We start from the raw sequence: 12,014 nt of genomic DNA, 5'->3' as shown, positions 1-12,014 counted from the left end.
CCGCCGGGAACCCGATTCAGCAAGCCTCGTTTGAGCAGGTCTTCGGGCCCGACAGGATTAGGAACCAGTTCCGAGCAGCAAGGTTAGCGTTCGCCAAACCAAAAGGGCGTGAGGCTGCGGGCGAGCGGCACCAATGCGGAGCTAGCGATGACGATCCTGAAATGGGCGCTGATTTTCCTGCTGATCTCGATCGTGGCCGGTGTGCTTGGCTTCACCGGCGTCTCGGCCGCCTCCGCCGATGTCGCCCGTTTCCTGTTTTACGTCTTCGTCGTGATCTTCCTGGTGCTTCTGATTCTGGGGCTCACGATCTTCAGGGCGTAGCCTGGCTGTGCCAGCACTCTCAGTCGTCATGCCCGGGCTTGTCCCGGGCATCTACGTTTTTCCGTAGCCGCGATTGGCCAAGAACATAGATGGCCGGGACGAGCCCGGCCATGACGGCGCCGTATATCGTGGCCTACCCCACTTCCTCGATCTTCACCTTGTCCGGGTAGAAGGCGAGATGGCCGGAAATCTCCGTCATCGCGGGGAAGGGTGTCTCATAGGTCCAGATCGCATTGTCCAGCGTCTTGCCGTCAGCCTTGACGCTGTAATAGCTGGCGTCCCCCTTGTAGGGGCAATGGGTGACGCGGTCGGTGCGCTCGAGCAGGGCCATCTTGGTGTCCTCCCGCGGCACATATTGCACCGCCGGATATTTGGCCTCCTTCAAGGTCAGCGCCTTGCTGGTCTCGGCAATCACGATGTCGCCCGCCGTGACGCGGACGCGCCTCGGGTTCTGGGTGATGGTGATGGGGTGGTCGGGCCCTGGAAGCTTCATGATTTCACGCCTTTTCGATCAATCTGCCGCGCGCGGCACTTTGTCGTGCCTTTATCCTGATGGGATCATGGATATAGTGCCGGAAAGCGTGACGCAGAAGGCCGTTCACGCTAAGTTTGAGCCTGCCGGCGAGGGGACCTCCGGCAGCGATTCGAGACCAAAAGGAGCCAGACCCGAATGCCCATGGACGCCCACGATATCGAGGCGATGATCAAGGCAGCGATCCCCGATGCCGAGGTGACCATCCGTGACCTCGCCGGCGACGGCGATCACTATGCCGCGACCGTGATCTCGGAATCCTTCCGCGGCAAGTCCCGCGTCCAGCAGCACCAGATCGTCTATCAGTCCCTGCGTGGTCAGATGGGCGGCGTGCTGCATGCGTTGGCGCTGCAAACCGGCGTGCCGGGCGCTTGATCTGATCGCGCGACGGGGGAGGACGATGGCTGCGGACAATCCTCGCGGCGCGATGTTTCGCGTCATCGTGCCAAACCAGCACAGCCGTGTCACCAATGTCGAGCTGTTCTTCGACCTCGTCTTCGTCTTCGCCGTCACGCAGGTGTCGCACACGCTGCTGCACCATTTCACGCCGCTCGGCGCGGTGCACGTCGCCGTGCTGTTTCTCGCGGTGTGGTGGGTGTGGGTCTACACCGCCTGGGTCACCAACTGGCTCAATCCCGAGCTGACGCCTGTCCGCGTCATGCTCTTCCTGATGATGCTGGGCGGCCTCGTGCTGTCGACGACGATCCCGACCGCGTTCGAGGGGCGGGGCCTGTGGTTTGCGATCGCCTACGCGACGATGCAGCTCGGGCGAACCGCCTTCTGGCTGTTCGCAACGCCACGGCATCGGGCGGCGGTGCGGCACAACGCGATCCGCATCCTGACCTGGCTCTCGATCTCCGCCGTGTTGTGGATCGCCGGCGGCCTGTCCGAGGGCGAGACGCGGCTATGGCTGTGGATTGCGGCCGTCACCTGGGAGTACGTCTCGCCGGCGGCACGCTTTTGGGTCCCCAAGCTCGGTTTCTCGTCGGTCGAGGCCTGGGCGGTCGAAGGCGGCCATATGGCCGAGCGTTGCTCCCTCTTCGTTATCATCGCGCTCGGCGAAGCCGTTGTCGTCAACGGCGCGACCTTTGCCGAGCTGGAGTGGACCGCGGCCAACATCCTGGCCTTTGTCGCCGCACTGGTCGGCGCCATCGCGATGTGGTGGGTCTATTTCCACAAGGGGGCGGAGGCCGGCTCCGAGCGGATCTCGAAGTCCACCGAATCCGGCCGGCTGGCGCGGCTCGCCTATACCTATCTGCACATGCCGATCATCGCCGGCATCATCCTGACCGCGGTCTCGGACGAACTGGTGCTGAAGCACCCGAGCGGCCATTCCGATGTCCGCACCATCGTGAGCACGATCGGCGGACCGCTGGTGTTCCTGATCGGCACCATCCTGTTCAAGCACGCGATCCGAGGTTTCCTCCAGCTCTCGCACGGCATCGGAATCATCATGCTGCTGGTGCTGTGGTGGTTCGCCGCCGATCTCCCGCCGCTCTGGCTCTCGGTCGCGACGACCGCGATCTTGATCGTGGTGGCGGTGTGGGAGTCGCTATCGCTGGGATCGGCAACCGAGGAGGCCGAGGAGCATTGAATCTGGAGCTGGCTGAGCAAGCGCCTCGTCCTTCGAGACGACCGCTTCGCGGTCTCCTCAGGATGAGGCTGATTGGCATGGGTGCCTGTTGAACATGCTGCCGCGCACTCCACCCTTATCCTGAGAGCCCACCGAAAGGCGGGCGTCTCGAAGGATGCGCCACAGCGCCAGCGCGCAGCGTCTACTCCGCCACCTCCAGCGCATGCACGGAGAACATCTTGGCTGCGTCCGTCCAGCTTTCGCGCACTCGCCAGCCGGCGCCCTGTGCCAGCGTGGCGAAGCGTTCGAGACTGTATTTGTAGCTGTTCTCGGTGTGGATGCTCTCGCCCGGACGGAACGAGAAGCTGGTGCCGAGCAGGCGCACGGTCTGGCTCTTCCTGCTGATCAGATGCATCTCGATGCGGTGCCGCTCGCGGTTGTAGATGGCGCGGTGGGTGAAAGCGGACAGATCGAAATTGCCGCCGAGCTCGCGGTTGATGCGCACGAGAACGTTGAGGTTGAAGCGCGCGGTAACGCCGGCGGCATCGTTATAGGCGTCGCGCAGCACGCGCTCTTCCTTTTCGAGATCCGCGCCGATGATCATCTGCGCGCCCCTGCCCAGGATCTCGCGCGCGCTCTTCAGAAAGGCCTGCGCTTCATGCGGCTCGAAATTGCCGATGGTCGAGCCCGGGAAGAAGCCGACCTTGGGCATGGATGCGACCTGCTTGGGCAGCTCGAACGGCGTCGTGAAGTCGGCTGCGACCGGATAGATGCCGAGCGTCGGGAAGTCACGCTTCAGGCCGCTCGCCTGCGCCTTCAGGAAGTCGCCGGAGATGTCCACGGGCACATAGGCCGAGAATTTGCAATGACCCAGCAGCAGGCGGACTTTGGTGGTCGCGCCCGCGCCAAACTCGACCAGAGCTGCGTGCTCCGGAATGATCTTCGCGATCTCGCTGCCGCGCTCCTTCAGGATCGATAGCTCGGTGCGGGTCGGATAATATTCCGGCAGGCGCGTGATTGCCTCGAACAGCTCCGAGCCGGTCGCATCGTAGAAGTATTTCGGCGACAGCTTTTTCGGCTGCTGCGAGAGGTCCTCGATCGCCTCGCGGGCGAAGGCGGTGGTCTGCTCGTCGGGAAGATGGGCTTCGGCCAAAGCGCTGGCGTGCACATTCATGATACTCTCCTGAACGCGCTGTCCGGCGCGCATCTGTCGTCGGATGAAGATTTTACTCGTAGTCAGCGAGCCGCAGCCCCGTGAATTGCCAGCGGTGGTGCGGATAGAAGAAGTTCCGATAGGTGATACGGCTGTGGCCCTCCGGAGTTGCAAGCGAGGAGCCGCGCAGCACCAGCTGGTTGACCATGAACTTGCCGTTGTACTCGCCGAGCGCGCCTTCGATGGCGCGGTAGCCGGGGTAGGGCGCGTACGCGCTGCGGGTCCACTGCCAGACGATGCCGAAGGCGTCGTTGAGCTGGCCCGCGCGGGCGGCGACCTCCCATTCCATTTCGGTCGGCAGATGCTTTCCGGCCCAGCGCGCGAAGGCATCGGCCTCGTAATAACTGACGTGGCAGACCGGCGCGTCGGGATCGACCGGCTTGAGGCCGGCGAGCGTCATCACTTGCCACGCGCCATCAACTTCGCGCCAATGGCCTGGGGCCTGCCAGTCTTCCTTGCTGGCTGCGGCAAAGCCGTCCATCAGCCACAGCGTTGCAGTCCGGTAGCCGCCATCGCGCATGAAGGCGAGCCATTCGCCGTTGGAGACGAGGTTGCGCGCGACCTTGACCGGGCCGACCAGGGCGCGGTGCGCCGGCTTCTCGTTGTCGAAATGAAAGCCCTCGTCGACATGGCCGACGGTGTGGATGCCTTCGTTCAGCATCAGCCAGTCCTCGCCTGAGCGCGTCGGGGCGGGGAAGCGCCAGTCCGGGTCGTAGGCCGGATAGACCGGGTTCTGCGCGAAGGCATGCAGGATGTCGGTGAACATCAATTCCTGATGCTGCTGCTCATGGTTCAGCCCGACCTCGACCAGCGGCGCGATCTCGCGAAGCTTGTCGGCAGCGGCCTCGCGGAAGAATTTGACGACCGCGGCATCGACATATCTGCGGTAAGCACCGACCTCGTCGGCGCTGGGGCGGGTGATGTCGCCGCGATGATTGCGGGCATGACGCGGGCCGGCGCTGACGTAATAGGAATTGAACAGGAACGCGAAGTCGGGGTGGAAGGACCGATAGCCCGCAGCGTGCTCGCCGAGCAGGAATTGCTCCCAGAACCAGGTGGTATGCGCCCGATGCCATTTTGTCGGGCTCGCATCGGGCATGGACTGGATCTGCTGGTCTTCCGGCGACAGCGGTGCGGCCCGGCGTTCGGTCTCATTGCGGACGGCAGCAAACGCGTCTTCGAGCCTCCGGGCGAGGCCGCCCTGACCGGAGCTTGACGAAAACGGGGCGGTGGCCGAAGCGGAGGCTTGTTTCGTCACGTTTTTCTCCAGACAGGACAAGAGAACGTTGTTGGCGTTGCCCGGTTCCAAAAACAGGGTTCGTCCTAGATAGGGGCTCCGTTACGGTATGAAAGTCCTCCCGGGCGATGATATTCGCGTCATCATGCAATGCGGCTGACGTCATCAAAGGGCGGCCGCCCAGGGCTGTTCGCCGCCATTTTACTTTGGATGCACAACGGTTTGGGCTACATATATGAGCAGATATCGGGTTAGATCGGCTGAGCTGGCCCGAAGCGATCGTTGAGGCCCCAGAAGGACACAAATATGAGCATCGAGGAATTCATCGCCAACGAAGTGAAGTCGAACGACGTGGTTCTGTTCATGAAGGGCACGCCGCAATTTCCGCAGTGCGGTTTCTCCGGCCAGGTCGTCCAGATCCTCGACCATATCGGCGTCGGCTATAAGGGTCTCAACGTCCTCGAATCCGCAGAACTGCGCAACGGCATCAAGACCTTCTCCAACTGGCCGACCATCCCGCAGCTCTATGTAAAGGGCGAGTTCGTCGGCGGCTGCGACATCGTCCGCGAGATGTTCCAGGCCGGCGAATTGCAGCAGCTCCTCTCCGAGAAGGGCGTCGTCGTCGCGGCTTAACCCGTGACCCGGCTGACGCGCCGGATCGGCAATGCCGAGCTCGAGGTTATCGTTGCCGACATCACCACACTCGGCGTTGACGCCATCGTCAACGCCGCAAACTCGTCTCTCCTTGGCGGAGGCGGCGTCGATGGTGCGATCCACGATGCTGCCGGTCCCGGGCTCCTCGCCGAGTGCCAGGCACTCGGGGGATGCCCAACCGGCGATGCCAAGATCACGAAGGGCTATCGCCTGCTTGCGCGCCATGTGATCCACGCGGTTGGTCCCGTCTGGCATGGTGGCACCCGCGGCGAGGCGGAGGCCCTGCGCTCCTGCTATCGGCGCGTAATCGAGCTCTCCCAGGCCAATGGGCTGAACTCGCTGGCCTTCTCCGCGATCTCCACCGGCGTTTATCGCTTCCCGGCTCAGCAGGCCGCGAAGATCGCGATCCATGCGACCATTGACGCCCTGCCGGCCGCCTCGCTGGTCGGCCATGTCATATTCTGTTGTTATTCGGATGCGAGCGCCGCGCTCCACACGGACGTTTTGGCCCCCTACGGCAGCCCTTGTGCCGACTGAGGCGGTCGGTACACTCCGCCGGACCATGTTCCGGGGAGGGGATATGATTTTACAGTCTGGACTGCGTGCGCTGCTCTGCGGCGCGCTGGTGTCGCTGGGCACAATGTCGTTCGCTCGGGCGGAAGGCACTTACGAGATCCCGGCGGGCGCGCATTTCAATCAGGACAAGCTCGCGAAAATCAGCGATTTTTTCAAGAACGAGGTCGCGACCGGCAAGATCGCCGGTGCAACCGTCCTGATCCAGCAGCACGGCAAGCCGGTCTATCACGAAGCCTTCGGCGTGCAGGACGTCGTCAGCAAGGCACCGATCACGGACAAAACGATCTTCCGCCTGTTCTCGATGAGCAAGGCGATCACCTCGGTGGTCGCGGTGCGGATGATCGAGGACGGCAAGATCAAGCTGGATGATCCCGTCTCGAAATACATTCCGTCGTTCGCCAACGTGAAGGTCGGTGTCGAGAAGAAGGCCGAGGACGGCACCAAGTCGCTCGAACTGGTGCCGCCCAACCGGCCGATGACGGTGCACGATTTGATGACGCACACCTCGGGCATCACCTATGGCTTCTATGGCGACAGCCTGGTCCGCAAAGCCTATCGCGAAGCCAATATCTATGCCGGCGATTTCGACCTCGCCGAGTTCGCAGAACGGATCGCAAAACTGCCGCTGCACAACCAGCCGGGGGCTCTCTGGCAATATGGCCATTCCACCGACGTTCTCGCGCGTGTGATGGAGGTCGCGGCCGGCAAGCCGCTGATCGACATCATGCGGGATAAGCTGCTCGATCCGCTCGGCATGGTCGACACCGGTTTCTTCGTCACGGCTCCCGAGAAGCAGAAGCTGCTGGCGCAGCCGGTGCCGAACGACAGCGATTTCCGGGTCGGCCGGATCAACGATCCGACGGTGGTCAAGAAGATCCAATTCGCCAGCGGCGGCATGGTGACGACCATGGCCGACTACGAGCGCTTCGCGCAGATGCTGCTCAATGGCGGCAGCCTCGACGGCAAGACAATCCTCAAGCCCGAGACGTTCAAGCTGATGGTGACTGATCAGATCGGCCCGGGCTCGGGCGTCGATCGCGATTATTTCTACTTCCCCGGCGACGGATTTGGCTTCGGCCTCGGGCTCGCCGTCCGCACCGATCCCGGCAATGCCAAGCCGCCGCCGCCCGGCGATCTCGGCGAGTTGAAATGGGACGGCGCCTCCGGCTGCTATTTCGTGATCGACCCGAAGCAGGACATGTTCTTCGTGCTGCTGGAGCAGACCCCGACCGAGCGCCAGCGCGTGCAGCGGACTTTGAAGCAGTTGGTCTATGAAGCCATGGAGAAATGATGTGAGCGGGCGCCGCGCGCTGATCGCGGCGCTCGTTGTTCTGGTCGGCGTGGTCCATGCGCGTGCAAGCTCCGAGCGCGCCGCGCACAAATTTTCAGCCGAAGGCCTCGCAAAGGTCTCCGACTACATCCGGAACGAGGTTGCGACCGGAAAGATCCCCGGGGCCGTCCTGCTGCTGCAGCAACAGGGCAAGCCGGTCTACTACGAGAAGTTCGGCGTCCGCGACGTCGCGACCGGGACCCCGATGAGCGCGGACACGATCTTCCGCCTCTATTCGATGTCGAAGCCGATCACGTCAGTCATGGCGATGATGCTGGTCGAAGAGGGCAAGCTTTCGCTCGAGGATCCCGTCGCAAAGTACATTCCGGCCTTTGCCGACATGAAGGTCGGTGTCGAGAGAAGGGGCGACGGGAGCAAGGTCGCGCTGACACTGGAGCCGCAGCAGCGTCCCGTCACGATCAAGGACCTGTTGCGTCATACCGCGGGCCTGCCCTACGGCGCCACTGGCGGCAGTGCGGTGCGCGAGCTCTATGCTGCCGCCAACCTCTTCAACAGCGATCTGTCCAATGCCGACTTCGTCGCGAAGCTCGCCGCGCTGCCGCTCGCCGAGCAGGCAGGCACGGTGTGGGACTACGGCTTTTCCACCGACGTGCTCGGCCGCGTTGTCGAGGTGGTCTCGGGCAAGACGCTGCTGCAGTTCGAGAAGGAGCGGCTGCTCGATCCGCTGGGCATGACCGAGACCGCGTTCCACGTGGCCGACCCCGCCAAGTTTCCGCGCATCGCCGAGCCGATGCCGGAGGACCGCAACATCAGTCCAACGACTGAGGTCCGCGACATCAGGCGGCCCGTGACATGGGAATCGGGCGGCGCCGGCATGGTCGGCACAATCGGCGACTACGCCCGTTTCGCCCAGATGCTGCTGAATGGCGGCACCTATGAAAGCCGCCGCTATCTCAAGGCCGAGACCATCGCGCTGATGGCGTCGGACCGCATCGGCCCTGAGACGGGGATCGTGCGCGATCAGAACTATTATCCGGGCGGCGGCTCCGGCTTCGGCCTCGGCTTCGCCGTGCGCACCTCGGTGCCGCCGGGCACGTCATGGCCACTCGGCGAGTATCGCTGGGACGGCGTCGGCGGCACCTTCTTTTTCATCGATCCCGAGGATGATCTGTTCGGGATCTTCATGGTGCAGACGCCGTCGCAGCGCGGCCGGATTCAGCTGGCGTTGAAGACGCTGATTTACCAGGCGATGGGGCGGTAGTCGCGGTCGCTTCGTAGCCCGGATGGAACGAAGCGCAATCCGCGATTCTCCCCGCCGAAAGACTGCCCCGGATTACGCTTGCGCTCCATCCGGGCTACGGCAGCTCACTAGGCCCCGCGCACGATCTCGCGCACATATCCGATCGTCTCCTCGATCTGGCCCGCATTGACGTCCAGATGGGTGCAGGCGCGGATGCGGCCGTCCATCATCGCAAGCGTCACGCCGCGCTGGCGCAGTGCCGCGACCATCTTGTCGCCGGCAATGCCGGCGCCATCAGGCTTGAAGAAAACGAGATTGGTCTCGGGCTCCTGCACCTCGATGCCTGCGATTTGCGACAGCCCGCGGGCGAGCGCGCGCGCATTGGCGTGGTCGTCGGCAAGGCGCTCGACGTGATGGTCGAGCGCGTAGATGCAGGCAGCGGCACAGATCCCGGCCTGTCGCATCGAGCCGCCGAGGCGCTGCTTCCACTGCCAGACTGCATCGATGAAAACGCGCGTGCCCGCCAGCACGCCGCCGATCGGCGCGCCCAGGCCCTTGGAGAAGTCGATCCAGGCCGAATCCCAGCCCGCGGTCATGTCGCGCGGCGAGATGCCGCTCGCGACTGTGGCATTGAGCAGGCGCGCGCCGTCCATGTGGGTGATGAGGCCGTGTTGCTTGGCGATCGCGACGATCTCGTCGAGATCAGCCTTCTTCCAGATCGTGCCGCCGCCGATATTGGCGGTCTGCTCGACGCTGACGACCGTCTGCGGCGGCTGATAGCGCGTGCGCGGATGCAGAGCTTTCCGGAACGTCTCCGGAGTGAACTGGCCGTCGGCGCCCTTGAGCGGGGTGACCTGGAAGCCGCCGATCGCGGCATGCGCGCCGCCTTCGCGCGCAATGATGTGCGCAGTCTCATGCGCCAGGATCTCGTCGCCCGGACGGCAATGCACCAGCGTCGCGGTGACGTTGCACATCGTGCCGGACGGCATATAGACCGCGGCCTCCTTGCCGAGCAGATCGGCCACACGCTCGCACAGCGCATTCACGGTCGGATCGTCGCCGACCTGCTCGTCGCCGACCTCCGCCCGCGCCATCGCCTCGCGCATCGCAGCCGTCGGCCTGGTTTGCGTGTCCGAGAGCAGATTGATGCGCGCCGGCGGCGCCTTGGGATCGATCGGGGGAGGGGTGTAGAGCATGCGACGGCTCCTCAAGCATTGCGGCCACTGAAATGTGGCTCTTAAGCAAAAAGGCCCCGGCGAACCGGGGCCTTTCGATATTCAGATCTTAGCGCGAATAGAATTCGACGACCAGATGCGGCTCCATCTGCACCGGGAACGGCACGTCGGAGAGATGAGGGATGCGCACGTATTTCGCGGTCATCTTGCCGTGGTCGACTTCGAGATAGTCGGGAGTGTCGCGCTCGGGGAGCTGGCTGGCTTCGAGGACGTGGGCGAGCTGCTTGGAAGCTTCCTTGACCTCGATCACGTCGCCGATCTTGACCTGATAGCTCGAGATGTTGACCTTGCGGCCGTTCACCTTGACGTGGCCGTGGTTGATGAACTGGCGCGCGGCGAAGATCGTCGAGACGAACTTGGCGCGGTACACGACCGCGTCCAGACGGCGCTCGAGCAGGCCGATCAGGTTCTCGCCCGTGTCGCCCTTGAGGCGGCTGGCCTCGACATAGATGCTGTGGAACTGGCGCTCGGAGATGTTGGCGTAGTAGCCCTTCAGCTTCTGCTTGGCGCGCAGCTGCACGCCGAAGTCGGAGAGCTTGCCCTTGCGGCGCTGGCCGTGCTGGCCGGGGCCGTACTCGCGGCGGTTGACGGGGCTCTTCGGGCGGCCCCAGATGTTCTGGCCCATACGGCGATCGAGTTTGTACTTCGCCTCACTGCGCTTAGTCATCGCGTCCTCTTTGGGTTCACGGTTTGAGGAAACGCGCCCTCCTGTGTGACGGGGCTAGCCCGGCACTGACAGGTCCGATCCCCAAAGCTTAAGGGATAAGACCACGGGTCGCGAAACGCTTCGCGGGCCGAAATCGGCCCGCGAGCAGGCGGCTTTTAGGTGAGTTTGGCCCGTTCTGTCAATGCGAATGGCCGCGAAATCAGGTCCCGACCGCCCGGATCGGCTTTGACCCGGCGGCTCGCAATTCGGCAACGATGTCAGTGTTCAGGACCTGTTCCAGCCGAGTCAGGACCCGGGCGATGGGGGCGGCGTCGGTGACCCGGTGATCCCACCGGATCACGACATGAATGGTCTGGTCCGCCTCGACCATCCCATAGCTGACGATAAAGGGGCCTGGCGTGATGGGATGGAGCTCGCCGCCGCCATAGGCCGCCACCGAGCTTACGGCAAAGCTGCCGAACCAATTGCCGCGTTGCCGGCCGAAATTGAGGCCGATCGCCCAGGACAGGCGCCGCAGCGGCAGTGGGAGGCGGGTCGCCCGCATGATCTTGCGGAACATGGGAACGTCCCCGACGGGCGCCGTCTTGGCGTGTCGGATCTCGGCATCGACGGCCGCCAGCGCCATCGTGTCGGGGGCCGCGATTCGCTGCGGGATCACGCATTCCTCGCCATCGTCGACCCGGGCGATCGCCACCAGCGCCACGCTCTTGGGTAGCTCATAGAGGGTCGGCCAAGGCCATTTGGCGTAGACGGTGCGCAGGATCGGCTCGTCCCTGGCCACGAGGGCGAAGGCCTTGACGAACATCGCGGCCCAGCCGGCAGGCGCCGTTGCGGCCGCGCGGGCCTCCAGCACAGGGCGGATATTGAGCGAACGGGATAGCGAAACGAACGGCACGCCCATCGAGGCATGCATGAGGTCGCAAATCAAACGGCGCCGCAGCGAGATGGTCTTGGGCGTCCCGCGCATTGGTCTCCGGTTCCGGATCAAAGATTAAAATATGTGCAGCGAGCGGGTTCCCGCTCGCTGCCTGCTCTAGCATGAACCAACCCGCTCGGGGCCGGTCGGTTCGCCGCATCAGGGCGCCGGCGACGCCAGCGGCTTGGTCTTGTCGACGATGTAAACTCCCAGCACTTTCATGGCCTTATCGCCATGAGCCTTGGCGTCGTGCACGGCGCCTGCCGGGATCTGATAGGAATCGCCGGCTTTGAGGGTTTTCTCTGGCTGCCCATCGATGAGGAGATTGAGCTCGCCTTCGAGCACGTAGCCGGTCTCGATCCCCGGATGGGTATGGCGTCCGGCCGAGCCGCCCGCCGGGATTTCCGCAATGGCGGTGATGGTGTTGTAGCCATCCGGAAATTCGACTTTCTGGAGTGGGGTGCGCTTGATGCCGGGCTGCTGGGCGAAGGCGGCAACGGCAAGGCCTGCAAAGGACAGAGCGAGCAACGTCTTTTTAAGCATGGTTTTTCCTCCCTGG

14 protein-coding genes are annotated in these 12,014 nt (G+C 63.8%); 7 read left to right on the top strand and 7 right to left on the bottom strand.

What is annotated here, in order from left to right; genetic code table 11:
- The first annotated feature begins 147 nt into the window (after positions 1-147).
- Positions 148-321, top strand: coding sequence for a DUF1328 domain-containing protein (locus IVB26_RS26550; protein WP_247968090.1), 174 nt, complete (start codon positions 148-150; stop codon positions 319-321).
- 133 nt (positions 322-454) lie between these two features.
- On the opposite strand, the gene IVB26_RS26545 is transcribed toward IVB26_RS26550, so the two are convergent.
- A complete protein-coding gene (locus IVB26_RS26545; protein WP_246918689.1) occupies positions 455-814 on the bottom strand; it encodes a DUF427 domain-containing protein in 360 nt (119 codons plus the stop codon).
- Between the two features lie 177 nt (positions 815-991).
- On the opposite strand from IVB26_RS26545, the gene IVB26_RS26540 reads away from it, so the two are divergent.
- The gene (locus IVB26_RS26540) at positions 992-1,228 is read left to right on the top strand and encodes a BolA family protein (RefSeq protein WP_018316584.1); all 237 of its coding nucleotides are present in this window, start codon (positions 992-994) and stop codon (positions 1,226-1,228) included.
- A 25-nt stretch (positions 1,229-1,253) separates the two neighbouring features.
- Positions 1,254-2,447: a low temperature requirement protein A gene (locus IVB26_RS26535; RefSeq protein ID WP_247968089.1), complete on the top strand. Its 1,194-nt coding sequence runs from the start codon at positions 1,254-1,256 to the stop codon at positions 2,445-2,447.
- 181 nt (positions 2,448-2,628) lie between these two features.
- Here IVB26_RS26535 and egtD read toward each other — a convergent pair whose 3' ends face one another.
- Together egtD and egtB are read right to left on the bottom strand one after the other, a co-directional pair.
- Positions 2,629-3,600 (bottom strand): L-histidine N(alpha)-methyltransferase, encoded by a 972-nt coding sequence (egtD, locus tag IVB26_RS26530; protein ID WP_247968088.1) that lies wholly within the window; start codon positions 3,598-3,600, stop codon positions 2,629-2,631.
- A 52-nt stretch (positions 3,601-3,652) separates the two neighbouring features.
- Positions 3,653-4,948 carry an ergothioneine biosynthesis protein EgtB gene (egtB, locus tag IVB26_RS26525; protein ID WP_247968087.1) on the bottom strand — a complete coding sequence of 432 codons (1,296 nt, stop codon included), beginning with the start codon at positions 4,946-4,948 and terminating at the stop codon, positions 3,653-3,655.
- A gap of 234 nt (positions 4,949-5,182) precedes the next feature.
- On the opposite strand from egtB, the gene grxD reads away from it, so the two are divergent.
- The 4 genes from grxD to IVB26_RS26505 are packed head-to-tail and all read left to right on the top strand — an operon-like array spanning position 5,183 to position 8,658.
- A complete protein-coding gene (gene grxD / locus IVB26_RS26520; RefSeq protein ID WP_157333797.1) occupies positions 5,183-5,509 on the top strand; it encodes a Grx4 family monothiol glutaredoxin in 327 nt (108 codons plus the stop codon).
- A gap of 3 nt (positions 5,510-5,512) precedes the next feature.
- Positions 5,513-6,067: an O-acetyl-ADP-ribose deacetylase gene (locus tag IVB26_RS26515; RefSeq protein ID WP_247968086.1), complete on the top strand. Its 555-nt coding sequence runs from the start codon at positions 5,513-5,515 to the stop codon at positions 6,065-6,067.
- A 43-nt stretch (positions 6,068-6,110) separates the two neighbouring features.
- Positions 6,111-7,397, top strand: a complete 1,287-nt coding sequence (locus IVB26_RS26510; protein ID WP_247968085.1) for a serine hydrolase domain-containing protein — start codon at positions 6,111-6,113, stop codon at positions 7,395-7,397.
- A gap of 1 nt (position 7,398) precedes the next feature.
- On the top strand, positions 7,399-8,658 hold the full coding sequence (locus IVB26_RS26505) for a serine hydrolase domain-containing protein (protein WP_247968084.1): 1,260 nt from the start codon (positions 7,399-7,401) through the stop codon (positions 8,656-8,658).
- Between the two features lie 107 nt (positions 8,659-8,765).
- On the opposite strand, the gene IVB26_RS26500 is transcribed toward IVB26_RS26505, so the two are convergent.
- From IVB26_RS26500 to IVB26_RS26485, 4 genes are all read right to left on the bottom strand, one after another.
- Entirely contained in the window at positions 8,766-9,833 is a 1,068-nt protein-coding gene (locus tag IVB26_RS26500) for a threonine aldolase family protein (RefSeq protein WP_247968083.1), read from the bottom strand.
- An 88-nt stretch (positions 9,834-9,921) separates the two neighbouring features.
- The gene (gene rpsD / locus IVB26_RS26495; RefSeq protein WP_094895629.1) at positions 9,922-10,539 is read right to left on the bottom strand and encodes a 30S ribosomal protein S4; all 618 of its coding nucleotides are present in this window, start codon (positions 10,537-10,539) and stop codon (positions 9,922-9,924) included.
- 199 nt (positions 10,540-10,738) lie between these two features.
- The gene (locus tag IVB26_RS26490) at positions 10,739-11,506 is read right to left on the bottom strand and encodes an acyltransferase (RefSeq protein WP_247968082.1); all 768 of its coding nucleotides are present in this window, start codon (positions 11,504-11,506) and stop codon (positions 10,739-10,741) included.
- A gap of 108 nt (positions 11,507-11,614) precedes the next feature.
- On the bottom strand, positions 11,615-11,998 hold the full coding sequence (locus IVB26_RS26485; RefSeq protein ID WP_247968081.1) for a cupin domain-containing protein: 384 nt from the start codon (positions 11,996-11,998) through the stop codon (positions 11,615-11,617).
- Positions 11,999-12,014: the final 16 nt, after the last annotated feature.

Origin of the sequence: Bradyrhizobium sp. 195 (genome assembly GCF_023101665.1) — a bacterium.
Lineage (GTDB): Bacteria > Pseudomonadota > Alphaproteobacteria > Rhizobiales > Xanthobacteraceae > Bradyrhizobium.
Note: the sequence above shows the minus strand (reverse complement) of the source record. Positions and strands in the feature narration are given on the sequence as shown.